Below are 24,309 nucleotides of genomic sequence, written 5' to 3'. Positions count from 1 at the left end.
TCCGTAAGTGAAAAGAAACCCGGATGGTAATCCCAACCGAGTTTTTTATTAAATCTTTTCGCCTTCTTCTTTTTCTTTAGCGATTTGTTCTTTGATTTTCTTCTCTTCTTCTTCCGCCAAACGCTTCGCCTCTTCGGCACGGCGACGAACTGCCTCACGTTTTGCTTCTGGGTCTGGGTGGATAACCACATTACCAGATTCAATTTCTTCCAAGGCACGAAGGGTTGATTTTACAGAAGTAAATTCTTGAGTTGGTTTTGCTCCCGCTTCCAATTCATGGGCACGTTTGGCCTCAAGAATAACCAATGAGTACTTAGATGGTACCTTATCCAACAAGGTATCAATAGATGGTTTCAACATCATAGTTCTATTCTCTCTACTTTCTATCTATAGTTCCTTACTTGTTCACATCACGAATCATTTCATCATAGCGTCCGATCACACGGTCCACACGGAAATGCTCCGCTTCGATAATGCGTTTCACACGTTCAGCTGCCAATGGAACTTCATCATTGACAACCGCATAGTCATACTCACGCATCAAGGCAATTTCTTCCTTGGCACGTTCGATACGCTGGGCAATAACTTCCTCGCTATCCGTTCCTCTACCAACTAAACGATCTTGTAGTTCTTCCAAATCTGGTGGTGTCAAGAAGATGAAGACACCGTCTGGAACCTTTTTCTTAACTTGAAGAGCACCCTGAACTTCAATTTCTAAGAAAACATCAATTCCCTTATCAAGCGTTTCGTTGACATAGGTCAGAGGTGTTCCATAGTAATTTCCAACGTACTCTGCATATTCCAACATTTGACCCTGGCGAATCAAATCTTCAAATTCCTCACGACTACGGAAGAAATAGTCAACTCCATCAACTTCTCCCGGTCTCTGTGGACGTGTCGTCATGGATACAGAATATTCAAATTTATTATCAGAGCTTTCAAAAATTTCCTTTCGAACTGTTCCTTTTCCAACACCAGATGGGCCAGAAAATACGATGAGTAAGCCTCGCTCTTTCATGATATCTCCTTTAAAATCTTTCATTCTAGTGTAACAAAAATCCCTAGGAATTTCAACTGATTTTAAATGAGCAAGGCATTTTTTCAAACAGAAAGGGAGCCAACTTAGCTCCCCCTCGTTTATTTAGCAACATCTGTTGCTCTTGTTTCACGGATAACTGTGATTTTGATATTTCCTGGATAATCCAGATTATTTTCAATTTTCTCACGAACATCATGGGCCAAGATGGTAATCTGATCATCAGTGACCTTGTTAGGATGAACGATAATCCGAATTTCACGACCAGCCTGAATAGCATAGGATTGTTTAATCCCTTCGAAACTGTTGGCGATTTCTTCCAAGTCTTGCAGACGTTTGATGTAGGCTTCCATAGATTCACGACGCGAACCTGGACGAGCAGCGCTCAGAGCATCTGCCGCAGCCACAATAACTGCAATAGTACTTGTCGCTTCTACATCGCCATGGTGACTAGCAATCGCATTGATAACAATTGGATTCTCTTTATATTTCTTAGCCAATTCTGTACCGATTTCAACGTGGCTTCCATCCACCTCACGGTCAATAGCTTTACCAACGTCATGTAGGAAACCAGCTCGACGTGCCAAATTCACATTCTCACCCAATTCAGCAGCGAGGACTCCTGCCAATTTAGCCACTTCAATCGAGTGACGAAGAACATTTTGACCATAAGAAGTACGGAAATGCAAACGTCCCATAATCTTAATCAAATCTGGGTGAAGGTTTGGTGCGCCAACTTCGTAGGCAGCAGCCTCACCATACTCACGGATGCGATTGTCCATTTCCACACGGTGTTTTTCAACCAATTCCTCAATACGAGCCGGATGAATCCGACCATCTTGAAGCAAGGTTTCCATGGTCATGCGAGCAATTTCACGACGAATTGGGTCAAAACCTGATAAGACAACGACTTCTGGCGTATCATCAATGATAACATCAATACCAGTCAGACTTTCAAAGGTACGAATATTTCGACCCTCACGCCCAATAATCCGTCCCTTCATCGCATCATCCGGTAAATGAACCGATGTAATCGTCTGCTCAGCCACATATTCACCTGATATGCGTTGCATCGCTTGGGCTAACAAGTCCTTTGCCATCTTGTCAGAACGTTCTTTTACTTCACGCTCTGCTTCCTTGATACGAGTCGCAATTTCATGCGTCAATTTATCACGTGTATCGGTAAGGATGATTTCCTTCGCCTCTTCTTGACTGAGGGCCGCCACTCGTTCTAACTCCAAAGCTTTTTGCTCTTCGAGTTTTACAACTTCTTGTTCACGCTCATCAATGTGCTTAGCTTTATCGGTCAGACTTTGTTCCTTTTGTTCCAAAGTCTTTTCCTTGTTGGTCAAATTATCGTCTTTGCGGTCCAAGCTGGTCGCCCGCTCTGTCAAGCGTGATTCGATTTGCTTCAACTCTTGACGTTCTGACTTAAATTCTTCTGCAATTTCTTCTCGGTACTTACGAGCTTCTTCCTTAGCTTCCAAGAGTAATTCTTTTTTCAAGGTCTGGCGATCGCGCTCAGCTGTTTTTAGAATAACCTCAGCTTGCTCTTCTGCTCGACCACGAACATTACTAGCTTCTTGTTCTGCATTTAAAAGGGTTAATTCTGCAGTTTCTTTTGCAGATTTCATCTTCAAAGAAATGGCAAAGTAGCCAATTACTAAACCAATGAGAGCAGAAACAAGAGCCACTACAAATGCAATGATTCCCATATTTCTACCTCTTTTTTTATAATTCGATTTTCACAAAATCTGTATCTATTTTATCATATTTGAAACGATTTCACAATTCCAAATTGTCAAATATGGTATAATAAATTCATCACTTATTTGGAGGAAACCATGAAAAAAGAAGTCACTGTCGAAAGCTTCGAGCTAGACCACACTATTGTAAAAGCACCTTACATCCGCTTAATTTCTGAAGAAGTCGGACCCAAAGGAGACATTATTACAAACTTTGATATTCGCCTTATCCAACCCAACGAAAATGCAATGGATACAGCTGGTCTACATACCATCGAGCATCTATTAGCTAAACTAATTCGCCAGCGCATCGATGGGCTAATCGACTGCTCTCCTTTCGGGTGTCGGACAGGTTTCCACATGATTATGTGGGGAAAACAAGACTCTGAAAAGATTGCTCAAGTCATCAAGTCGAGTTTGGAAGAAATTGCAGAAGGTATCACTTGGGAGGATGTTCCTGGGACAACCATTGAATCATGCGGTAACTACAAAGACCACAGCCTTCATTCAGCTAAAGAATGGGCCAAACTAATCCTTTCTCAAGGAATCTCTACCGATGCCTTTGAAAGAAAACCAATCTAACAAAAAAAGCGGATAAACCGCTCAGAACGTAGACAAACTCCTAAAAATATAAAAAATTGAAGAAGTTTGCGAAAGATAGCAAGTCATTAAACTCTTAGAAACATTGATATTTCGGCGTTTCTGAGAGTTTTTTTATTTTCAACATAAAGAAAAAGATTGAAGAAAATTGTCCAAAATGGACTTTTTCTTCAATCTGAAGTGGCTAAACCGCTTTTTTGCTTAATAATCCAAGGCATCAGAATGACCAGCACCATTGCCGACAAAGTAGCCTGTCTTACAATTTATAGAGAACAAGTAGGTCCCATCTGGCTTAAACATATTATAGTAGCCATTGCCTTTGATAATATTAACTTTTTCCAAGATATATTGATTGCCTGTTATATACCCACGTTGTTGCGAAATAGTCACAATATTTTCAAGAATACCTGGATTGAAATTCCATGCTTCATTGTTTACATCATCAATCATTGCTTGATTATAAGGAACACGACTGCGGTCACGTTGCAAGACAACACCAGCTGGCAGGGCAATACCAAAGTCGGTTGTTGAGCCTGAAACCGTTGTTGAAGCGACTTCTGTTGTCGCTGGTACACCAGTAGACACAGTTTCATCAGCACCTTGGTTGCTTGTGACTGCAGCCTCACTTGCTACCGTAGCCGAAGCGACTTCCTGTTGTGAACGACCAAAATTCACGACCGATGCCAATAGACTGTCAACTGCACTAATCCCTGTCGTTGTCGCAGAAAGAGATTCTCCTGATTTAACCGTCGCCGTTGTATCAATTTCACCATTAACAACGACTTCTTTATCAAACTGACCATTAATGGCCTGAATAGCTGCAATGGCTTTTTCAAGATGATCATACTGTTCTTTAGCTTTGGTATAACTGTCCGAATTCTTATCCAATTTTTCCAACAGCACTTTCAGTTCTGCTAATTTACCAAATTCTGAATTTTTTAGCTTGGTCAAACTACTATCCGTAAAGAAACTATTATAGAGCTGTTCAAAAGCGGTCACATTCGCATCTGTCGAACTTGATGCTGTCGATGACGTCTGGCTTGTACTTGTTGAACTTGAAGAAGTCGCAGTATTCGATTTGTTAATCGAATTCATCCAAACCAGCGCCGTCGCCATTACACCAATCATTGAAAGCCCTACTGCTGACCAGAAGTAAAATTTCTTTTTTTGGTCCCTATCTGCGCCCTCACTATGGTCCAAGTCTTCGGATTCATCTTCTTCCAATTCTAAACTAGAATCATCTGCCACTGAAGATACCCCCTCCATTGCTACAGTACTTGCAATCACTGTTTCTTCCAAGGTTTCCATCGGAGTTACCGAAAGTTCTTCTACAATAGGAGCAATCTCCTCACTAACTTCCGTAAGAGAAGACTCATTTGCTTCTACCTCTTCCGCGCTTTCATGTCCTTGACTTTTTTCCTCATCAGCCACCTCAACTAAAGGAAGATGATTGATTTTGGTTTCAAATTTTTGAGATTCAATTTCTGCGCGGTGTTGCTTGATATAACGATCCAAGAGACCATCATCTTCTGTCACACCCGCTTCAATTTCCTTATGTTTTTTGACTGCTTCTTCGATTGTTAAATCTTTCGCCACTTCAAAATCTAAAACTTTCTCCTCATCCAAAGGAAGATGATGACTATTTTTTTCTCCCACGATGTCCTCCTATCCTTGCACTTCTTGCACTTGACGTTTCACTCGTTGACCAAAAAATTGATAAAGATCCACTTTTAGAGTACCATTATACAGTTTGCGTTTCTTATCCGCTTGCTGTCCAAAACGGGTTTCAAACAACTCATCACTAGTTAGAATAAACTTAGACCATGTTTTGAGTGGTTCAAAAGTCTGCCCCATTTCTCGATACAGGGTAACAATGGCTTCATCATCCAACAAACGTTCTCCGTAAGGTGGATTAGAAACAATGACACCATTAATTTTATCTGTACGCAAGTCTTGCACACGCATTTGCTTGAAAACAATATCCTGCTCAACTCCTGCCGCAAATGCATTCTTCTTCGCAATTTCAATCATACGAGCATCAATATCTGATCCAGCAATATCTAATACCAAATCTGCCTTGATAGAAGCTTGTGCTTCTTTGCGTAATGCAGCCACCAATTGATCCTCAACCCACGGCCATTCCTCAAATGCAAAACTTCTCTTCAAACCCGGGGCTATATTTTTGGCCAACATAGCTGCCTCAATACAGAAAGTTCCCGATCCGCAAGTAGGGTCAATAAGCGGTTTATCTGGATACCAATTCGATAATTGCAAAATAGCAGCTGCCATATTTTCTTTGATTGGGGCGCCACCTTTTTCCACCCGATAACCACGTTTGAACAAACTAGAACCTGTCGTATCAATCATGACTGTCGCCACATCTTTCAAAATCGACACTTCAATTTTAAACTCTGCCCCCACCTCTTGCAAGGGAACCCCTTCGGGACGAGAGAAGTGTTTCTGCAGTTTCTTAACAACTGCTTTCTTAGAAATAGCCTGCACACTTGGTTCATTATGCAATTTCGATTTGACACATTTGGCCTTGGAAATAGGGAACTTGCAGCCTAGAGGCAAGTAATTTTCCCAGTCCAAGTTAAAAACTCCTTGGAACAACTCTTCAAAAGTCTTCGCTGGAAATTGTCCAACAATGATTTTAATTCTATCTGCTGAACGTAGCCAGATATTGGTTTCGATAATGGATTTTACATCTCCTTGGAATCGCACACGGCCATTTTCCACTTGACATTCATAGCCGAGATTACGAATTTCTCGACCCACAACCGCTTCCAGACCTGCTGCTGCCGTTGCAATCAACTCAAATTGTTTTTTCATTTTTTTCCTCTACAATAAAAGCTAGCAGAGCTAGCTACCTATTTTATGCAATTTTCTGTAAGCCATGTTTTGTTCCAGTGGTACTAGGTTCTACCACCTTCGATAACCATCTGTCTACTGTCTAAACAGTCAGGATTTCTGTTCATTTCCATCCATCCCATGCCCCGACCAAAGTTTGGGTTGCTAGCTTGAGGGGTTTACCGCGTTCCATTTTTTACGTTTCCATAAAAACTTCGTCACTGTGGCACTTTCAGATCTACTCTGGCATATCAAAAGACTTAGCCATTTTAACCGCCGTAACGCCCAAGGGCGTCCCTAGGCTTATTGATTCGCCTAGCACAAACACTACTGACATCTCAGCCAGTGCTAGCATGGACTTTCCTCATGGTAGAAAACTACCACGCGATTATCCAAAAATTGCACCTTAATTATCTTAGAAGTTGTATCTACAAAGCAAGCCACTTTAAATCAAGGAATATCTTTGACACAAATACAGAATATATTTGTGCGCAAGAAAATAACTGCGAATAAAGTGTCAGTTTAGGTGTACAATTTTCTATTCTTGATCCTGAACGATTTGTTTTCCAAATACTTCTTTCTCCAGACGGTTCAGACGGCGGAGAATATCAAAGTTTGTCGCTGAAGATGAACGTTCTGTACGCAATACGTCGTTCGATTCTTCAGTAGAAAGAGTTGTTTTGGGAGAATTTGCTGCCTGCGCTTTCAATCGAGCAATTTCACCTTTTAATTCCTTGATAATCGCTTCATAAGCATCGTAGTCTTTCATAATATCATCAAGAAAATCGTTCACTTCATCTTGATCATAGCCACGAAAACCAATTTTAAAATCTTGCTCAAAAATATCTTTTGTCGTAAATTTAATACTTGCCATCTCTCTCTCCCTAATCTAAAACGTCACTACTCCTATTATATTAAAAAAAATAGGGAAAAATCAAGTCAAATCACTCAGAATTTGAAAAATTTTCAGCCTCCTCATTCAATTCTTCAAAGGTAAGCGTTTTTCTATTATATCCTTCTTTCTTTAAGACCATGTGATATAAATATTTCAAATTGGTTTCATTTTCAGAATCGTAAAATAAATAACAACCTGTCGTATTATCCAGTAGAAACTGGTTATAGTCTCTAAATTGCCCTGGGTTTTCATAGCGTGGATAGGCATACTTTACAAAATCAACCTGCTTAAACCGTGCTAACTTTGCTTGGTTAGCCTCATTCCACTGTTCGCCATGATTTTCAAATGGAAATATGGTTGCAATACTCAGTTGATACCCCTCGGCTCGTAAATCTTCTAAGACTTCTAAGGCCCAGTATTCAAAGCCCAATTGACCTGTCAGTATAAACCAACTGACACCCTCTTCTAAAAAACGAATAAAATTCCTACGAATTGCAGATTTGATAATGTGCAATCGAGGATCTTTTTCTGAAAAAATTCCCAGGTCTGTATGTCTATAACCTGTTACCAAAAGGCTCTTAGTATCCATTTCTTGTACTCTTTTCGCTAATTATGGTATAATATGCTGATATTATTTTATCAAGAAGGAGTTCTATGGTCAATTATCCTCATAAGGTGTCAAAAAAAATCAATAGAACCAGTCCTATTTCATCCCAGCGAGTAAACTTTGCTAATCGCGGAATGTCTTTTGAGGCCGCTATCAACGATAGCAATCAATATTACCTTGCGCACGGCATTGCTGTCATTCACAAGAAGCCAACTCCCGTGCAAATTGTAAAAGTTGATTACCCCAAACGGAGCCGTGCTAAGATTGTCGAGGCATACTTTCGACAGGCATCTACCACAGACTACTCTGGTGTTTTTAAAAGACATTATATTGATTTTGAAGCGAAAGAGACACGCCAAAAAGCATCCATGCCCATGAAAAATTTTCATGCGCATCAGATCGAACACATGAAACAGGTTGTAAAACAAGGTGGCATTTGTTTTGTCCTTCTTCACTTTTCAACATTGAAAGAAACCTATCTCTTGCCTGCCACTCATTTGATCGAATTTTATCAAGTAGACATGGGTAGTAAGTCGATGCCTCTAACCTTTATTCGACAATACGGCTTTGAGATTCAAATGGGGCGTTTCCCCAGCATCCCATATCTGGAAATCGTTGAAAAAAATCTATTAGGTGGTGAATCTTTTGAAAACTACAACAATTAAAAAAGCTCTTCTAATCACTGCAAATATGTTACTGGCGGGGGCTATCATTGCCTGCCTGGCCGGAGCTGCATTGGTTGTTTACTACATCCAAAGCGCTCCAGAATTGACAGAAGAATCTTTGACAGCAACTGTGTCAAGTAAAATTTACGATAAGAACGGAAATCTTATTGCAGATTTAGGAGCAGAAAAACGTTCGAATGCCAAGACTGAAGAAATTCCAACAGACTTGGTAAATGCGATTGTCGCAATCGAAGACCAACGCTTCTTCAATCATAGAGGGGTTGACGTGATTCGTATTGCGGGTTCCCTGATTAATAACTTGAGCGGAGGACGTTTGCAGGGTGGCTCGACACTTGACCAACAGCTTATCAAGCTGACTTATTTCTCGACATCCGTAGAAGATCAAAATCTAAAACGGAAAATTCAAGAGGCTTGGCTGGCTACTCAATTGGAACGTCGCAATACCAAACAAGAGATTTTGACCTACTACATCAACAAGGTGTATATGTCAAATGGTAATTACGGTATGAAGACTGCTGCTCTTGCTTTTTATGGAAAAGAGTTAAAAGATTTGACTCTTCCTCAATTAGCTCTTTTAGCAGGAATGCCTCAAGCGCCAAACCAATATGATCCTTATACCAATCCAGAAGATGCAAAAACACGTCGCGATTTGGTATTGGCTGAGATGCTGGAAGAAAAGTACATTGATAATACCCAGTATGAACAAGCTGTTCTAACACCTGTAACAGATGGTTTGCAACCATTATCTAATGCAGCTGCTTATCCTGCTTATATGGACAACTATCTGAAACAAGTCGTTGAAGAAGTTGAAGCCAAAACAGGTTACAACTTGCTGACAACAGGGATGGATGTCTATACGAACGTCGACCCTGCCGCCCAGCAACAACTTTGGAACATCTACAATACAGATATGTATGTCAGCTATCCAGATGATTTATTACAGGTAGCTTCAACGGTTGTGGATGTTTCTAATGGTAAAGTCGTTGCGCAATTAGGTGGTCGTAAACAAGAAACAAACGTCTCATTTGGTACCAACCAAGCCGTTGAAACCAACCGCGACTTTGGTTCTACAATGAAGCCAATCACTGACTATGCTCCTGCTTTTGAAAATGGCATTTATACATCTACAGCAGATTTAATCTTAGATGGTCCTTATAATTACCCTGGTACAACAACTCCTGTCAATAACTGGGATAAACAATACTATGGTAATATCTCTGTTAAGACTGCTATTCAGTATTCTCGAAATGTTACAGCCGTTAAAGCATTGGAAGCTACAGGCTTAGAAAATGCCTTGAAATTTTTGAATAGCGTTGGTATCAATTACCCAGATATTCATTACTCTAATGCTATTTCAAGTAATACATCCGACACTGGTAGCCAGTATGGGGCAAGTAGTGAAAAGATGGCTGCTGCTTACGCCGCTTTTGCCAATGGCGGCACATACTACGCTCCGCAGTATGTCAATAAAATTGTCTTTAGTGACGGAACAGTAACAGAATACGCTCCTCAAGGGACTCAAGTCATGTCTGCCGAAACAGCCTACATGATGACCGATATGATGAAGGCTGTTATGTCTTACGGTTATGGATTAAACGCTTCTGTTAGTGGAGTTCCTATGGCAGGTAAAACAGGTACATCAAACTATACCGATAGCGAAACGGATACTATTCTAGCTTCAATTCCAGAAGCAAATTATAGCTACATGGTCGTTCCTGATGAAAACTTTGTTGGATATTCTAGTCAGTATGCAATGGCTGTTTGGACCGGATATACCAATCGAATGACTCCTCTCCTTGATAACAGCATGCGAATTGCAACAGATGTCTACCACAATATGATGCTCTTTATGCATTCGGACTATACTGCTACCGATTGGGAGATGCCAAGCGGACTCGTACGTTACGGTTCCAACTACTATCTCAGAGGTAGTCGCTCACTCTCCAATGCTTATAACACGTACACTAGCTCTAGTACAAGTTCTTCTAGTTCGACTGAAACTAGTGAAACAACCGAAGCGACGACAACATCAAGCGAAACATCATCTGGAACTTCCACCGAGACTGCAACTTCTTCAACTGAAACTGCAACAACAGGAAACAATCCTGCGACGGGACAGACAGATGGTCAATAAGAAAATTCCCAGACTCTTCTGGGTTTTTCTTTTGCTTAAATTATGATAAGATAAGATTATGAAACCTGAAGTATTTTATAAAACCTTGGCAGACCAAGGTATTCAATTAACCGACCAACAAAAACACCAATTTCATCGCTATTTCCAACTATTAGTGGAATGGAATGAAAAAATCAATCTGACAGCTATTACCGAGGAAAGCGAAGTCTATCTGAAGCATTTCTACGATTCTATCGCTCCAATCCTGCAAGGCCATATTCAGAACGAACCTCTTCGGCTTTTAGATATTGGAGCTGGAGCTGGATTTCCTAGCCTACCTATGAAGATTATCTTTCCGCAACTAGATGTTACCATCATTGATTCTCTTAATAAACGAATTAACTTTTTACATTTGCTTGCCGAAGAACTAGAGCTCGAAGGTGTTCATTTCTATCATGGTCGTGCAGAAGACTTTGCACAAGATAAGAACTTTCGTGCACAATTTGACCTTGTCACAGCACGCGCAGTTGCCCGCATGCAGATTCTTTCTGAATTGACTATTCCTTATTTGAAGCTCAACGGAAAATTAATCGCACTCAAGGCGTCCAGCGCAGAAAATGAATTGACCCAGGCAAAAAATGCACTCAATCTCCTCTTCGCAAAAGTCATCGAAAACCACGACTATACTCTTCCAAATGGCGACCCTCGAACATTGACCATCGTCGAAAAGAAAAAGGAAACTCCAAATAAGTTTCCACGCAAAGCTGGTATGCCAAATAAAAGACCCCTTTAAACATAAGAAAAGCGAGTTTCACTAAGAAACCCGCTCTTTTATTATCCAATTTTTGTAATATTGGTTGCTTGAAGACCACGTTGGCCTTGCTCCACTTCAAATGTCACTTTTTGACCATCTTCCAAAGATTTAAAACCATTAGACTGAATTTCAGAAAAGTGTGCAAATACATCTGGACCGTTTTCTTGAGCAATAAAACCAAATCCCTTTTCTGCATTAAACCATTTAACTGTACCTTGTACCATTTGTGTTACCTCTTTTTATTTATTTGTAAAACTTATCAAGAGGAAAAACAAAAGATGAAACTGATACTTAAACTCTAAACTTATTTACATTCCCTACTGTAACAGTATATTTCCTAAATGTCAACGATAAAGGGTTAATCGGCCCAATAAACTCAATAATCATCCCCACGGATTATAGAATCGACCCTGATTAACAAAAAATAGATAGATTGTCACGACTACTAGAGCAAGAATAAATAGCAAGACAGCGTAATCTATTCTCTGTAGAGGCTGTTGGGTATACCATGTTCTTTTTTTATTCTTTCCAAAACGCCGCAATTCCATAGCCGTTGAAATCGTATCAATCCTCTCCAAGGAGCTGAAAATCAGAGGAATGACAAGGGATAGATTCCCTTTTATACGATCCATCAATTTTCCTTTCCTTGACAATTCCAAACCACGCGCTTCTTGAGACATTCGAATCGTATAAAACTCTTCTTGAATATCTGGAATATACCTCATGGTCAAACTGACTGCGTAAGCAACTTTGTAGGATACCCCAATTTGATTCAAGCTGGAAGCAAACTGGCTAGGATGAGTGGTCATGAGAAAGATAATCGCTAAAGGAACTGTACAAAAATACTTCAAGAGAAGATTCACCAGATAAAATGCTTGCTGACTCGTCAAGGAATAAACTCCCAGACCTGATAGCAAGGGGGTATCTGCTCCGTAAAGTTCCACTCCATACCGTGGTGCAAACAAGTGAACCATCAGGGCATTCATTGCAGCAAAAATAATCGTCAGAATTAAAACAAGAGAGATTTCTTTATAACGAATCCCTGACATTTTGAACAAGGCTAGAGAAAATACTGCGATAAAAAGAATCAAGCGGGTATCGTAAGTAATCATAGCAAGAATGGAAACTATGAGAAAAAAGAGTAATTTACTGACAGCCGATAAACTATGAATAAAGCCAGTTCCTGGATGGTAACCAATTAGTTTTTGTTGACTCATCTTCCTCTCCTTTCTTCCTGCATATAAAACGTCGTTAATTCTAAAGGATTAACTCCCAACCTCTCCGCCAAGTGAAAAATTGATGTTTCTTTTAAATTGGCTCGCTCAATCACCGTATCATCAGATAAAATTTCTGCTGGACTGGCATCTTCAATAATCTGCCCATCCACCACAACAACAGCTCTATCTGAATAATCTAGCATGAGTTGCATGTCATGGGTAATCATGACAATGGTGTGTCCTTGAGCATTTAATTGGTCCAAAAACTCCATCATTTCCCGATAATGTCGTTGATCTTGTCCTGCTGTTGGCTCATCTAGCAAAATAATTTCGGGATTGAGAACCAAGATAGATGCTATCGTTACCCGTTTTTTCTGCCCATACGAAAGTGCCGAAATCGGCCAATTACGAAACGGATACAGGCCACATACCTTCAAGATATGGTGAACTCGGTGTTTGATTTCTTCTTCTGTCACCCCTCGCATGCGCAAACCAAGGGCAACCTCATCAAAGATCATCGTTTGGCTAATCATTTGGTTGGGATTCTGAAGAACATAACCAATCCGTTCTGCTCGCTCTTTAACAGAATCTTCTTTGATTGACTGCCCCTTCCAGAGAATCTCACCTTCACCCTGAATAAAACTACAAAGCACCTTGGCTAAAGTAGATTTCCCAGCACCATTTTTTCCAACAATAGCTAGACGTTCCCCCTTATGAATCGTCAGTTGAATGTCTGTAAGAACTTGTTTATTAGGATAGGAAAAATGAAGATGCTTGACTTCTAACAAAGCCTCTTTCTCTCCATTTTCAAAGTGTAGAGTCGGTAGGGACGCTATATTCAAAGCCTCAATATCAATTTCCCAAACTGAGGAGAGGTGTTCTGCCTGCGCAATCGGATATCCTAAGGCGCGAAGAGTCGATAGATATAAGAGTTCACGGATGCCGTTTTCCTGTAACAATGAGGTACGTAATAAATCATCAGGTCCTCCATTGAACAAAATCCGACCGTCATTAATCAATACAACTCGGTCCACCTGACGATACAGTACGTCCTCTAAACGGTGTTCGATAATAATGGTTGTGGTCCCTTCTTGCTTGTGCAGACGGTCAATCAAATCAATCGTATCTTGGCCCGATTTGGGATCTAAATTAGCAAGTGGCTCATCAAACAACAAAATAGGACTCTCATCAATAAGAACTCCGCCCAGACTGACACGTTGCTTTTGACCTCCAGATAAATCTTGTGGTCGATGTGCCAGCAAATCGGTCAAAGACAGTCTTTCTGCCCAATCTCCTACTTTTTGCTTCATCACCACCTGGCTTTCCATGTCATTTTCCAAAGCAAAAGCTAGGTCCTCGGCAACTGATAAGCCAATGAATTGACCATCTGTGTCTTGAAGAACCGTTGATACGAGCAAGGACTTATCATAAACTGAAAGATTAAAAGCTTCCTGACCATCCAATAGTAAACTTCCGCTATGTTCTCCCTTGTAAATATTGGGAATAATACCATTAAGACATTGTCCAATCGTCGACTTTCCTGAACCAGATGGACCAATAATCAGAACTTTCTCTCCCTGATAAATCGTTAACTGAATGTCTTTTAAAGTGGGTTCCTGTTGCGCTTGGTATCTAAATGTAAAATCTTTAAACTCAATGATTTTTTTCATAGGACTATTATAGCGTAAATTGACTCTGAAAAAAAGGAAGAATCATCAGTTTCTCCCTTTTCAAATACCTTCATCCATGATTCTAGAGCAGATGGATTCTAACTTCTTACATCACAATCACATTAAAATGATGCCCATCCAAATCGGTAAAGCTGACACCATAAAAGCCATAAGTATCCGTTGGACGACCTGTAATTTGCCCACCATTGGATTCAACACGTTCAATAAGGCTATCCACTTCTTCCCTACTCGCCACATTAAGCGAAATCAAGACTTCATCTCCTTCTCTTTTCTAATTGATAGGCTTCGTATAGAATGGACTGAAAAAATATAAAGAATTCTGTTTACACAAAAACATTGCACTGATTTCTCAATGCAATGTTGATATTATTAGGCATTTGCTGGAGCCAAAGTTTCCCCAATCGCTTCCAAACGTTCTGCCCATTCTTGACGGGTCAAGCCGTTTTCAGAGATGTAACGGTTGCGCTCGTGGGCACGACATTCTGCTGAGCAACCACGAACATACTTGTGCTCGTTTTCTTCTGACATAAGGGTGCGGCGGTTACAGAATGGGTTGCCACAGTTGACATAGCGTTCACATGGTGTACCATCGAACCAGTCCTTACCAACAACAACTGGGTCTACATGGTTGACATCAACCGCGATACGCTCATCAAAGACATACATCTTACCATCCCATAGTTCACCACGAACTTCTGGGTCTTTACCATAAGTTGCGATACCACCATGGAGCTGACCGACATCCTTGTAGCCTTCACGAACCATCCAGCCTGAGAATTTCTCACAGCGAACACCACCAGTACAGTAAACAACCACGCGCTTGTCCATGAATTTTTCTTTGTTGTCACGAACCCATTGTGGCAACTCACGGAAGTTGCGGATGTCTGGGCGGATGGCACCGCGGAAGTGACCAAGGTCGTACTCGTAGTCATTACGGGTATCCAAAACAACTGTATCTTCGTCCAAGAGAGCTTCTTTGAACTCTTTTGGTGACAGGTAGGCACCTGTTGTTACAAGTGGGTCAATGTCGCTGTCGAAGTCGTTGTCTTCCAAACCAAGGTGAACAATTTCTTTTTTATAACGAACAAACATCTTCTTGAAAGCTTGCTCATTTTCTTCATCAATCTTAAACCATAAATCGCTGAACAATGGGTTTGCATGAACATAGTCCATGTATTTTTGAGTTGTTTCGTAGTCACCAGAAACAGTACCGTTGATTCCCTCATCAGCAATCAAAATACGTCCTTTGAGTCCGATAGACTTACAGAAAGCTAGATGCTCAGCAGCATAAGCTTCAGCATTTTCAATTGGGACATATTTATAATAAAGTAATACACGAATGTCTTTTGACATGATTTCTCCTTCTCAATCTTTGCAATAGATGATAAAACTCTGTCATTTCTAATAAATGATACCTTACGATTATATCGTTTAGCCCCTCAAAAGACAAAAATCTGAACTGAAAATTTAGAACCTCTATTCGCAGATTCAGTGCTTATATGTAAAAAATACAGTAACATGGATGACATGCTACCGCATTTATTGAAGGTTCGCTATAACTTCTTAGTCGTCTAATTCTGTTTTCAGCTGTCGGAGTTTTTCCAAGGTATCATGTCCGATAAGTTGGTCCACTTTTCGCTTATGGCGTCTAGCAATATTTTCCTTCCATTTATCTTCAATAGGATTATGTGGCTTCTCGATTTTCCTTTGCTCTTTGATTTCTCTTGCCTCCTGCCACTCCACTCCTTTAATAACTTCTTCCCAATAGCTGGCAATAGCAGAGCAGAGATAGAGTTGGACCTTATTCAACCAGTGTCCAAAAAAAGTTTGCGGAGCACTTTCCTCCACTAGCCGATAGGTCCTTTTGATTTCAATAAGTTGACTTTGGTATTTTTCCCACTGGAGCATAGCTTTACTCGGCTTTTTTCGATAAAGTTGACGCTGTTTGATTAGAGCTATATACGGTGCAACAAAACGACTCGTCCGTATCTTGATAAAATTTCTGGAGGAGCGAATGGCCACCAGCATGCCTGAGGCCAATAAGCGTTCAACCTCCCTTGCCTGATTATCTGGAAAACGGTAATGGACTTGCCACCCCTCTTCTTCAACCACTAAGCGAATCTGTATCCTGCCATTTTGCCAACTCGCCTCCACCTCTTGCTTTTCATCCCATAACTTTTGAAAAAAGAGAAGAAGGTAGTAGCTTTGCTTACTAAGTTCATACCAACTGTTCGTGTGGTAAAGGTAGGTCCGAATCGCTCCTTTCATATAAAATTCGCCATGGAAATCATAAAAAGTTGGCTGTTTATATGTAGATTGTGATGGGTGGTTACTAACTCGGAAAACCTTATAATAATAACTATTCCAAAGAATGCAGCCATAAATTGATTTCGTCGTTTTCGATTGATAAAGACTTAAAACTTCCTCGTCAGGATTGAGTATAGAATGAATAATCGGTCCCAACTTTTCTTCTGTCCAGACCATACTTCTCCCCTTGAACACATGTATTTATTTATTATATATTATTATATCATATTTGTGTTATTTGGTATTGAAAAAACCCTAGAATTTTTTCTAGGGAAAATAAAAACTTAATCTTTAGACAAACTACCTGTCTTCGTTTGAGATTTTGCATAAACAGCCAAAAGGAGTGTCCCTGCAATAGCAACTGTAATACTGTTTGTAATACCTGCTACAAGTCCCTGTGCAAAGACCTTATTCGCCGCCTCACTGTAGATAAGAATATCTAAAACTGGGGCAATGACTCCCCAAGCAATGAGGTTAGCTACTACTTGAAAAATATTGAAAGCAAAAATATCTTTTCCGTCAAAAATTCCTTCTTGAATACGCAGACGATTTCTAGCAAAACCTAACACCAAGCCAAAAACTGCTGAGGCTAGAACCCATGACCACCAAGGCGAACCACCTCGCAGTGCGTCTATAAAGGCATGACCAATAAGCCCTACAAAGAAACCAACAATTGGTCCAAAAACAATTGACAAGAGCGACTGAACTGCATACTGCAATTGAATGTAGGTATTTGGTACAAAGGTTGGAATACTAATCAGCAAACCAATAACCACAAAGAGGGCTGCGCCGATACCAGTAGCAACGACTGTTTTGATTGAATTATTTTTCATAACTATCTCCTAAAATTTCTTTAATTACTAATACGTTTGATTTCAATATGCCAGTTTTGACCTACACCGACATTATAAGCCTTGGCAAATGAGCCCTGATTAATCGCAACACCTACACGATAGAGGGAATTGATATAAATCAATGGCTGTCCGATACGTACATCCGCAAAGGACTTGCCATAGGTTACTTGGTTTTGATACACAAGCATGTCGTTATTGTATATGGTCACTTCAAAGCGATCTTCAAACTGCGGTTGCAAGGTGTAAAATTCCTCACGCGTGATGGAGGTCCAAAGTGAGCCGAATCGAACATCTAGAATATCAATTGCACCTTTTACATAATCTGAACCAACTTCCGTTGGGACTGTTGGAATTTCCACAATCTTATCCACGCTTAATTCTGGACCAACTTCTTCAAAGCTAATGTGTCCAGAAGCCAATTTAGCTCCCGTATAGGCATAAACATCTCGACCATGGAAGGTGTACGAATGTTCTGTATTGGCACGGCGATTGGCCACCTCTGAAATTTCTCGAACCGCCTTTATCCCCACATATTTTTTGATGAAGGATAGCGTCCCATTATCTGGCGTTACAATATAGTGATTTTGTTCGGTCAAAGCCACTACACTCTTACGTTTTGAACCAACTCCTGGGTCAACAACCGAAACAAATGTTGTTCCCTCCGGCCAGTATTCGACCGTTTGAAAGAGGCGATATGAACCCTCAAAGATATTGTACGGAGTAATATCATGAGTTAGATGGTGAACAACTAAATCTCTCGATTCTTGGAGAGCAACACCAATCATCGCTGAAACTGCACCATCAACTAAACCAAAATCTGATTGTAAAACAAGTAAATTATTTGACATATATTCTCCTAATCTTATTACCGTTCTATGATAACAGAAAACCCGTGACCATTCAAATAGATATTTCCAAAGCCTGGCTATAGTTTTTCCTTATACCTCATCTGTCAAACACTCTACTATCAGCCACCGAAAATTTTTCCATCGTACCTTCTTCGAACTTAAGATAAAATCCCCCACTCTCTAGTTCCAACCAACTATCGTCTTTGAGCAATTGGATACAAAGAAAACTGCCTAGCGCAGCTCTAATTTCCAACCTTCTAATAAAAATGACTGTCCCCCGGACATTTAGATACAAAGAAAACTGCCTAGCGGCAGTTTCAATCTCCAACCTTTTAAGCCAAAAATTGTCCTCATGGACAATTTTTGTTGCTTAAAAGCCATCTACATTCGTGTAGATTTTTTGGACGTCTTCGTCGTCTTCGAGGGCGTCGTAGAGTTTTTCAAATGTTGCGAGGTCATCGCCTTCAAGTGATACTTCTGATTGCGGGATCATTTCAAGTTCAGTGACGTTGAACTCTTGGATTCCTGATTCTTTAAGTGCCACGATTGCCTTGTGCAAATCAGTTGGGGCTGTATAGACAGTGATTGTGCCGTCTTCTGCTTCTACATCATCGACTTCAACATCTGCTTCTAAGAGTAATTCGAAGATGGCATCTGCATCATCACCAGCAAATACAACCACACCTTTTTTATCAAACATGAATGATACGGAACCAGATGCACCCATGTTTCCACCGTTTTTACCAAAGGCAGAGCGAACATTGGCTGCGGTACGGTTTACGTTTGATGTCAAGGTATCAACGATAATCATAGAACCATTTGGTCCAAAACCTTCGTAACGACCTTCCACGAAGGTTTCATCTGTGTTTCCTTTTGCCTTGTCAATGGCCTTGTCAATGATGTGTTTTGGAACCTGCGCTTGCTTAGCACGGTCGATAACAAATTTCAGCGCTGAGTTTGTTTCTGGATCTGGGTCACCCTTTTTCGCTGCTACATAGATTTCAACACCAAATTTGGCGTAAACTTTTGAGTTAGCACCGTCTTTTGCGGTTTTCTTGGCTACAATATTGGCCCATTTACGTCCCATGGGGAACCTCCTACATTTTATAAAATCGCTTTATTATACCATAAATGGCAAGGATTGAGAAGATTTTTAAAATCTGAATCATTCCCGTAGTTCGTATTTTATCCAATTTGTTATCATCCAAAAGAGGATAGTGACGACTTTCCTTATCTCACAATTGGTCTACACTATTCGCTGGTGCCCTTTTTTCCAATAAAATGCAAAAAAAGGGCGCAATAACCCCTTGTTTGTGTGGTGATTTTTTTGAACCAATTAAACTACCCAGCTCGCAAGGTGAGTCCTTGTCCCAGACTTAGCTTTCCTTAAAGCAAAGCCAATCATGACTAAAAAGCTCATGGCAACAGCCAAACTCATCTTCTTTAACCCTCGAATAGTATGGGTCTCAAACCTAAAGTCTCTGTCTAAGCGTCCATTCACTCGCTCCACAGCGGTTCGCTTCTTGTATAGTCTCTTGAATTTCTTACTATCTCTGGCTACTTGGTTAAAGATGATGGGTTCTACCGACCGTTTTAAACGGAAGATACGCTTATCTTGATACTTTGGGTGAAAACCATAGCGTAAACTATCACTAGAAGAATCATAGCCCTTGTACACGAGCTGAATGGCTTGGCCTCTATCATCTACCCAAAATACTTGGCCTGATTGGTTATAAATCGAATCGGTATCCAAATATTGCCTTGGGCTATCCTCTTTCCACTTATGTGGGTTATCAATGATGGTGATGATCTGAGCTTCCTCTAAAAGAGCTTGAAGAGGCCTGCCACTATAGCCTTTGTCTGCCATTAGGTACTTCCCTGTTTCAAGCGTCGTTTGGCTTAGGTTCCTGATGAGCTCTTTCGCAACCCTCGGCTCCCCTTTTGAGGCTGGTGTCACACTCCAAGCCACAGGTAATTCATAGGTCGTATCAACCATGAGATGACAACGATAGCCGTAATGTTTTTCTTTAGTCACTGTCCCGTTTTTAAGAGGACGTTGTTTGATTCCAATATCGGCATCACAGTCAGAGCGTCTATCCTTTCTTTGTTTCTTACCATATGGTGTTGCATAACTATCAATGAACTTACCATCTAAGGCCAAGTCAACACCGAAATTTGGAAGAAGGTCATATAGTTCAGATATACCAGATGAAACCCATTCTTCAATATCAGGACAAACCTCTTCCAAGTCTTGGATGAAACGGGAGTAAGCAGATTTTGAGGGGGCATGGACCAGTTTTATCGTCCCGTTTTTTAAGTTAACCCCGTGGGTTTCAAAACCACAGATTTGACGTAGTTGACTGTTCATGTTTAACTGACGAAGCAACTGTTGATCCGTTTCCAGTTGAAGAACTATTTTAGCAATATAGGCAATGAAGTAGGACTGGATGCTGTAATCTTTACGACCATGTTTTCGTTTGGATTCTAACTTGTCAAAGAGATCCGTTTCCGGAAGACCATCTAGTACCATCAAAATTTTTTCCAAATCACCCAGTTCCTGATCCTCAAAAAGGTTAAGCTGTGTTATAATTTTCATAGTGAGACCTCGCTAATAGAGATTTTGCTTTAAAACTATTATAACGCTTTGACGTTTCATTGGGGCTCACAAAAGGGAAAAATCGCTACTTACCGTGGCGATTTTTCTTTTTGAGGGAGGGAAAAGCTATGATGGGGAGGGGATAACCAACTACGGGAATGATTCAATCTTCTTCACTATACAGTTGACATGTATAGTTTTCCGATATATAATATATAGTACAACTGTACATTTGAACTACAGAGGAGAAGCCAAATGAAAAGGAACAAGCACCTCCCCTTAACGGAGACAACCTACTATATTCTATTAGCCCTCTTGGAACCTGCCCATGGCTACCATATCATGCAAAAAGTAGAGGATATGAGTGATGGTGATGTGAAAATTGCTGCAGGAACCATGTATGGAGCGATTGAGAATCTTTTGAAACTAAAATGGATTTGTTCCGTTCCAAGTTCCGATAAAAGAAGAAAAGTCTATCAAGTAACAGCAACGGGACAAGAGATTATTAAACTGGAAACACAGCGTATTCAAAAACTACATCATATTGCAAAAGAATTAGGTTTTTAAGTCTAGGAGGAAGCCATGATAAAACACAAATTATTCACCAGTTTACAAGAGGAAGAACATTGGATTAATTCGATTCAATCTGAAGGCTACCAGCTTGTCAAAGTAACACCGTGGACAGCAGCCTATCATTTTGAAAAATGTAGTGTCATCCCTCGTCCCATACGCCTTGATTTTCATGAACATATTGCAAAAGGAGAATATTCAAATTACCTCTCTCTATTTGAAGACTGTGGTTGGCAACCTATACAAGGTAGTCGTAGATGTGGCATCCATTATTTTCAACAAACAATCGAAGCTTCAAGCACAGAAATTTTTTCTGATACCGAATCGAAAAAAGCATTCTATTCACGCTACCAAAATTATGCCTACTCCTATTTCGGATTATTTCTGACTTTATTTTTTATCCATTACCAAGTTGGACTCCAAAATGGATACACACTTTGGAATCCTAAATCCTGGTACCTAACTCCAGGACTATGGGAACGAACTGGTACCAGTTTTTGGTTTGGTTTTCTCTTTGAAACCCCATTCGCATTGTTTAGAAGTGGCATTATTCCCTTATTTTTCCTTGCTTGGTCTATTTATTTCCTCCATATCGCTGAAAAAGGTAAAAAAGAAGCGAAGAAATTAGAAAAATACTGACGGCATACTATCCAAAAGAAAAAGATTGAAAAGAATTGACTGCAATCGTCTTTTCAATCTTTTTTTACTTTTTACAACTCAACTGTCGCAACTTGGCTATCTTTACTTACTTGTCCAAGATTTTCAAGGCTGACAGATTTGATTTCAGCTGTGTTTGTGAAGGCAACGACGATAGTTGTTTCACGTCCTGCTGAGCGAATGGCTTCAAGGTCTGCGACAAGGAGCAAATCCCCTGCTTCAACACGTTGGCCATCTGTTACCTTAGCTGAGAATGGAGCACCGTTTAGCGCAACTGTATCTAGGCCGACGTGCACCAAGACTTCTACACCCTTGTCAGACAAAATACCGACAGCGTGTTTGGTTGGGAAGACACTGGTTACAATACCTGAAACTGGTGCGTAGACATTACCGGAGCTAGGCTCAACTGCATAACCATCTCCCATCATTTTTTGTGAGAAGACTGGGTCTTTTACTTCTGTGATAGCAATGGCTTGACCTTCAGCAACAGAGTAAACTGTCTCCGTCACACCTTTGAACTGAGTCTCAGGAGCAACTTCTTCTGTCGCAACAATTTCCGTACGAGGAATGGCAACGCCTGATTCTAGCAAGTCTTGAATGTCTGATTTGAGAACATCTGCTTTTGGTCCATAGACTGCTTGAACACCTGAGTCTTTGATAATCAAGCCCATAGCACCAGCCTGTTTCCAAGCATTTTCATCTCCAACCTGTGCCACATCTTTAACACTAACACGAAGACGAGTCATACAAGCATCCACATCAGCGATATTATCACGACCACCAAGCAAGTTGATGATTTGAACCACTTGTGAATTGGCATCAGCAGTATCTACGTTTGAGTTAGAAACTACATCTGTTGTTTCTGTATCATAGTTACCATTGCGTCCAGCTGTTGCTAGATTGAATTTTTTAATCATAAAGTCGGCAATGAAGTACATACCAACTGCAAAGAGGGCTGTTACCCAAATGAAGTTAACTACATCCATACCGATACCGGCTTTAATCGCCATCGGTGTACGTGTAAGGAATTCGATATTACCAAATGAGTGCATACGCAAGTTAACAACGTCAGCCATGGCAAAGGCCGCACCTTGCACAAAAGCATAAACGACATAAAGTGGCATTGCTGCAAACATGAACATGAACTCGATTGGTTCTGTTACACCTGTCAAGAAGACAGCAAGTGCAGAAGATAAGAACATACCTTTGTATTTTTTCTTTTTATCTGGGTCAACATTGCGATACATAGCCAACGTCAATCCCATAAGGATACCAGATGAACCAATCATTTGACCAACTTTGAAACGAGCTGGTGTTACATTAGCAAGGAGATCATTGTACTGAGCCATGTCACCTGTATCTTTCAGGTTAATCAAGTCTGTGATCCAAGCCAACCAGAGTGGATCTTGTCCAAATACTTGTGTACCTGCTTGTGCACCTGTCAAGATGTCATAGGTACCACCAAGTGACGTATAGTTCATTGGAATGGTCAACATGTGGTGCAAACCAAATGGAAGAAGCAAACGTTCCAAGGTACCATAAACAAAAGGCGCAAGAATTGGTGCTGTATCCTGTGAGCTTGCAATCCATTTACCAAAGCTGTTGATTCCTGTTTGAACAACCGGCCAAAAGATAGCTAATCCTAGCGCTACAAGAACTGAGCGATAGATAACCACAAATGGTACAAAGCGTTTACCGTTAAAGAAGGTCAAAACATCAGGTAATTTGCGGTAATTGTAGTATTTGTTATAGGTTGTTGCCCCTACAAAACCAGCGATGATACCAACGAAGACACCCATGTTCAGAGCAGGTTGACCCAAGATATTGACGAAGTAGCCTGAAACTGGAATCTCTGTTCCAAAAACAGTGGTTACGGTTGCCGCTGCATCTGCAAGCATGTCAGTCGTCACACCAAAGAAGTGACCTGTAATCAAGTTAATAAGGATAAAGGCAAGACCTGCTGAGAAGGCACCACCAGCCTTTTCCTTAGCCCAGCTACCACCGATAGCCAAGGCAAAGAGCAAGTGAAGGTTTCCGATAATTCCCCAACCGATTTGGGCGATAATATTCCCAATACGAATCAAGAGTTCTGATTCTGGGCTGATTAACGGAATAGAGTTTCCGATAGAAACCATAAGACCTGCTGCAGGCATAACTGCAATCACGACCATTAAACACTTACCGAATTTTTGCCAAAATTCGAAACTAAGAAATTTTTTCATT

General features: G+C 40.5%; 24 protein-coding genes and 1 other RNA gene. 6 read left to right on the top strand and 19 right to left on the bottom strand.

Going from position 1 to position 24,309, the window contains the following annotated elements; all coding sequences use genetic code 11:
* Positions 1 to 48 precede the first annotated feature (48 nt).
* The 3 genes from rpoZ to P7J36_RS03545 form a co-directional block, all read right to left on the bottom strand.
* Positions 49 to 363: a DNA-directed RNA polymerase subunit omega gene (rpoZ, locus tag P7J36_RS03555; RefSeq protein WP_004195201.1), complete on the bottom strand. Its 315-nt coding sequence runs from the start codon at positions 361 to 363 to the stop codon at positions 49 to 51.
* A gap of 34 nt (positions 364 to 397) precedes the next feature.
* Positions 398 to 1,018 carry a guanylate kinase gene (gmk, locus tag P7J36_RS03550; RefSeq protein ID WP_029174105.1) on the bottom strand — a complete coding sequence of 207 codons (621 nt, stop codon included), beginning with the start codon at positions 1,016 to 1,018 and terminating at the stop codon, positions 398 to 400.
* A gap of 119 nt (positions 1,019 to 1,137) precedes the next feature.
* Positions 1,138 to 2,751 carry a ribonuclease Y gene (locus P7J36_RS03545; protein WP_029186806.1) on the bottom strand — a complete coding sequence of 538 codons (1,614 nt, stop codon included), beginning with the start codon at positions 2,749 to 2,751 and terminating at the stop codon, positions 1,138 to 1,140.
* Between the two features lie 129 nt (positions 2,752 to 2,880).
* Here P7J36_RS03545 and P7J36_RS03540 point away from each other — a divergent pair, with 129 nt between their 5' ends.
* The gene (locus P7J36_RS03540) at positions 2,881 to 3,363 is read left to right on the top strand and encodes an S-ribosylhomocysteine lyase (protein ID WP_004194159.1); all 483 of its coding nucleotides are present in this window, start codon (positions 2,881 to 2,883) and stop codon (positions 3,361 to 3,363) included.
* 219 nt (positions 3,364 to 3,582) lie between these two features.
* Here P7J36_RS03540 and P7J36_RS03535 read toward each other — a convergent pair whose 3' ends face one another.
* The 5 genes from P7J36_RS03535 to P7J36_RS03515 form a co-directional block, all read right to left on the bottom strand.
* Positions 3,583 to 5,037, bottom strand: coding sequence for a cell division site-positioning protein MapZ family protein (locus P7J36_RS03535; protein ID WP_029188803.1), 1,455 nt, complete (start codon positions 5,035 to 5,037; stop codon positions 3,583 to 3,585).
* Positions 5,038 to 5,046: 9 nt separating this feature from the next.
* Entirely contained in the window at positions 5,047 to 6,213 is a 1,167-nt protein-coding gene (locus tag P7J36_RS03530) for a THUMP domain-containing class I SAM-dependent RNA methyltransferase (protein WP_029188804.1), read from the bottom strand.
* 53 nt (positions 6,214 to 6,266) lie between these two features.
* Positions 6,267 to 6,631: RNase P RNA component class B (gene rnpB, locus P7J36_RS03525), an RNA gene on the bottom strand.
* Between the two features lie 138 nt (positions 6,632 to 6,769).
* Positions 6,770 to 7,105 carry a cell division regulator GpsB gene (gpsB, locus tag P7J36_RS03520; RefSeq protein ID WP_029188805.1) on the bottom strand — a complete coding sequence of 112 codons (336 nt, stop codon included), beginning with the start codon at positions 7,103 to 7,105 and terminating at the stop codon, positions 6,770 to 6,772.
* Between the two features lie 70 nt (positions 7,106 to 7,175).
* Complete coding sequence (locus tag P7J36_RS03515; RefSeq protein WP_024406404.1) at positions 7,176 to 7,715, bottom strand: SLOG family protein; 540 nt, start codon at positions 7,713 to 7,715, stop codon at positions 7,176 to 7,178.
* 65 nt (positions 7,716 to 7,780) lie between these two features.
* Here P7J36_RS03515 and recU point away from each other — a divergent pair, with 65 nt between their 5' ends.
* Genes recU through rsmG form a run of 3 tightly spaced genes read left to right on the top strand, consistent with a single transcriptional unit; the run spans position 7,781 to position 11,325 of the window.
* Positions 7,781 to 8,398 (top strand): Holliday junction resolvase RecU, encoded by a 618-nt coding sequence (gene recU, locus P7J36_RS03510; RefSeq protein WP_024377451.1) that lies wholly within the window; start codon positions 7,781 to 7,783, stop codon positions 8,396 to 8,398.
* Positions 8,379 to 10,553 (top strand): penicillin-binding protein PBP1A, encoded by a 2,175-nt coding sequence (gene pbp1a / locus P7J36_RS03505; protein ID WP_408551129.1) that lies wholly within the window; start codon positions 8,379 to 8,381, stop codon positions 10,551 to 10,553. Before recU ends, pbp1a begins: the two co-directional genes overlap by 20 nt.
* Before the next feature lie 58 nt (positions 10,554 to 10,611).
* The gene (gene rsmG, locus P7J36_RS03500) at positions 10,612 to 11,325 is read left to right on the top strand and encodes a 16S rRNA (guanine(527)-N(7))-methyltransferase RsmG (RefSeq protein WP_029188807.1); all 714 of its coding nucleotides are present in this window, start codon (positions 10,612 to 10,614) and stop codon (positions 11,323 to 11,325) included.
* A gap of 41 nt (positions 11,326 to 11,366) precedes the next feature.
* Here rsmG and P7J36_RS03495 read toward each other — a convergent pair whose 3' ends face one another.
* The 10 genes from P7J36_RS03495 to P7J36_RS03450 all read right to left on the bottom strand — a co-directional run bounded on the left by P7J36_RS03495 (position 11,367) and on the right by P7J36_RS03450 (position 20,859).
* Entirely contained in the window at positions 11,367 to 11,570 is a 204-nt protein-coding gene (locus P7J36_RS03495; protein ID WP_004195223.1) for a cold-shock protein, read from the bottom strand.
* 159 nt (positions 11,571 to 11,729) lie between these two features.
* The gene (locus P7J36_RS03490; RefSeq protein WP_408551130.1) at positions 11,730 to 12,563 is read right to left on the bottom strand and encodes an energy-coupling factor transporter transmembrane component T family protein; all 834 of its coding nucleotides are present in this window, start codon (positions 12,561 to 12,563) and stop codon (positions 11,730 to 11,732) included.
* Positions 12,560 to 14,233 carry an ABC transporter ATP-binding protein gene (locus tag P7J36_RS03485; RefSeq protein ID WP_398581963.1) on the bottom strand — a complete coding sequence of 558 codons (1,674 nt, stop codon included), beginning with the start codon at positions 14,231 to 14,233 and terminating at the stop codon, positions 12,560 to 12,562. The genes P7J36_RS03490 and P7J36_RS03485 overlap by 4 nt, the downstream gene beginning before the upstream one ends.
* A gap of 106 nt (positions 14,234 to 14,339) precedes the next feature.
* Positions 14,340 to 14,504, bottom strand: a complete 165-nt coding sequence (locus P7J36_RS03480) for a VOC family protein (protein ID WP_408551131.1) — start codon at positions 14,502 to 14,504, stop codon at positions 14,340 to 14,342.
* Between the two features lie 119 nt (positions 14,505 to 14,623).
* Complete coding sequence (gene trhO / locus P7J36_RS03475; protein WP_408551132.1) at positions 14,624 to 15,607, bottom strand: oxygen-dependent tRNA uridine(34) hydroxylase TrhO; 984 nt, start codon at positions 15,605 to 15,607, stop codon at positions 14,624 to 14,626.
* A 210-nt stretch (positions 15,608 to 15,817) separates the two neighbouring features.
* A complete protein-coding gene (locus tag P7J36_RS03470) occupies positions 15,818 to 16,738 on the bottom strand; it encodes a hypothetical protein (protein WP_408551133.1) in 921 nt (306 codons plus the stop codon).
* 107 nt (positions 16,739 to 16,845) lie between these two features.
* Positions 16,846 to 17,394, bottom strand: coding sequence for an ECF-type riboflavin transporter substrate-binding protein (locus P7J36_RS03465; protein ID WP_105249336.1), 549 nt, complete (start codon positions 17,392 to 17,394; stop codon positions 16,846 to 16,848).
* A 20-nt stretch (positions 17,395 to 17,414) separates the two neighbouring features.
* On the bottom strand, positions 17,415 to 18,263 hold the full coding sequence (locus P7J36_RS03460) for an SAM hydrolase/SAM-dependent halogenase family protein (protein WP_004194192.1): 849 nt from the start codon (positions 18,261 to 18,263) through the stop codon (positions 17,415 to 17,417).
* Between the two features lie 370 nt (positions 18,264 to 18,633).
* Positions 18,634 to 19,350: a YebC/PmpR family DNA-binding transcriptional regulator gene (locus tag P7J36_RS03455; RefSeq protein WP_004194195.1), complete on the bottom strand. Its 717-nt coding sequence runs from the start codon at positions 19,348 to 19,350 to the stop codon at positions 18,634 to 18,636.
* A gap of 249 nt (positions 19,351 to 19,599) precedes the next feature.
* Positions 19,600 to 20,859, bottom strand: coding sequence for a transposase (locus P7J36_RS03450; RefSeq protein WP_408551134.1), 1,260 nt, complete (start codon positions 20,857 to 20,859; stop codon positions 19,600 to 19,602).
* 255 nt (positions 20,860 to 21,114) lie between these two features.
* Between P7J36_RS03450 and P7J36_RS03445 the strand changes: the two genes are divergently transcribed.
* Both P7J36_RS03445 and P7J36_RS03440 read left to right on the top strand, forming a co-directional pair.
* Positions 21,115 to 21,426, top strand: coding sequence for a PadR family transcriptional regulator (locus P7J36_RS03445; protein WP_004194196.1), 312 nt, complete (start codon positions 21,115 to 21,117; stop codon positions 21,424 to 21,426).
* Between the two features lie 15 nt (positions 21,427 to 21,441).
* On the top strand, positions 21,442 to 22,068 hold the full coding sequence (locus tag P7J36_RS03440; RefSeq protein WP_408551135.1) for a DUF2812 domain-containing protein: 627 nt from the start codon (positions 21,442 to 21,444) through the stop codon (positions 22,066 to 22,068).
* Positions 22,069 to 22,139: 71 nt separating this feature from the next.
* On the opposite strand, the gene P7J36_RS03435 is transcribed toward P7J36_RS03440, so the two are convergent.
* Positions 22,140 to 24,308: a PTS transporter subunit IIBC gene (locus tag P7J36_RS03435; protein ID WP_408551136.1), complete on the bottom strand. Its 2,169-nt coding sequence runs from the start codon at positions 24,306 to 24,308 to the stop codon at positions 22,140 to 22,142.
* Position 24,309: the final 1 nt, after the last annotated feature.

This window comes from Streptococcus suis, assembly GCF_046032115.1.
GTDB lineage: Bacteria > Bacillota > Bacilli > Lactobacillales > Streptococcaceae > Streptococcus > Streptococcus suis_AJ.
The sequence above is the reverse complement of the archived record's forward strand: the minus strand, read 5'-3'. Positions and strand labels throughout refer to the sequence as shown.

Bases quoted from the DNA above. Each gene is read 5' to 3' on its own strand.
- rpoZ (WP_004195201.1), bottom strand. From the start codon at position 363: ATGATGTTGAAACCATCTATTGATACCTTGTTGGATAAGGTACCATCT.
- gmk (WP_029174105.1), bottom strand. From the start codon at position 1,018: ATGAAAGAGCGAGGCTTACTCATCGTATTTTCTGGCCCATCTGGTGTT.
- P7J36_RS03545 (WP_029186806.1), bottom strand. From the start codon at position 2,751: ATGGGAATCATTGCATTTGTAGTGGCTCTTGTTTCTGCTCTCATTGGT.
- P7J36_RS03540 (WP_004194159.1), top strand. From the start codon at position 2,881: ATGAAAAAAGAAGTCACTGTCGAAAGCTTCGAGCTAGACCACACTATT.
- P7J36_RS03530 (WP_029188804.1), bottom strand. From the start codon at position 6,213: ATGAAAAAACAATTTGAGTTGATTGCAACGGCAGCAGCAGGTCTGGAA.
- gpsB (WP_029188805.1), bottom strand. From the start codon at position 7,105: ATGGCAAGTATTAAATTTACGACAAAAGATATTTTTGAGCAAGATTTT.
- P7J36_RS03515 (WP_024406404.1), bottom strand. From the start codon at position 7,715: ATGGATACTAAGAGCCTTTTGGTAACAGGTTATAGACATACAGACCTG.
- recU (WP_024377451.1), top strand. From the start codon at position 7,781: ATGGTCAATTATCCTCATAAGGTGTCAAAAAAAATCAATAGAACCAGT.
- rsmG (WP_029188807.1), top strand. From the start codon at position 10,612: ATGAAACCTGAAGTATTTTATAAAACCTTGGCAGACCAAGGTATTCAA.
- P7J36_RS03495 (WP_004195223.1), bottom strand. From the start codon at position 11,570: ATGGTACAAGGTACAGTTAAATGGTTTAATGCAGAAAAGGGATTTGGT.
- P7J36_RS03490 (WP_408551130.1), bottom strand. From the start codon at position 12,563: ATGAGTCAACAAAAACTAATTGGTTACCATCCAGGAACTGGCTTTATT.
- P7J36_RS03485 (WP_398581963.1), bottom strand. From the start codon at position 14,233: ATGAAAAAAATCATTGAGTTTAAAGATTTTACATTTAGATACCAAGCG.
- trhO (WP_408551132.1), bottom strand. From the start codon at position 15,607: ATGTCAAAAGACATTCGTGTATTACTTTATTATAAATATGTCCCAATT.
- P7J36_RS03470 (WP_408551133.1), bottom strand. From the start codon at position 16,738: ATGGTCTGGACAGAAGAAAAGTTGGGACCGATTATTCATTCTATACTC.
- P7J36_RS03465 (WP_105249336.1), bottom strand. From the start codon at position 17,394: ATGAAAAATAATTCAATCAAAACAGTCGTTGCTACTGGTATCGGCGCA.
- P7J36_RS03460 (WP_004194192.1), bottom strand. From the start codon at position 18,263: ATGTCAAATAATTTACTTGTTTTACAATCAGATTTTGGTTTAGTTGAT.
- P7J36_RS03455 (WP_004194195.1), bottom strand. From the start codon at position 19,350: ATGGGACGTAAATGGGCCAATATTGTAGCCAAGAAAACCGCAAAAGAC.
- P7J36_RS03450 (WP_408551134.1), bottom strand. From the start codon at position 20,859: ATGAAAATTATAACACAGCTTAACCTTTTTGAGGATCAGGAACTGGGT.
- P7J36_RS03445 (WP_004194196.1), top strand. From the start codon at position 21,115: ATGAAAAGGAACAAGCACCTCCCCTTAACGGAGACAACCTACTATATT.
- P7J36_RS03440 (WP_408551135.1), top strand. From the start codon at position 21,442: ATGATAAAACACAAATTATTCACCAGTTTACAAGAGGAAGAACATTGG.
- P7J36_RS03435 (WP_408551136.1), bottom strand. From the start codon at position 24,308: ATGAAAAAATTTCTTAGTTTCGAATTTTGGCAAAAATTCGGTAAGTGT.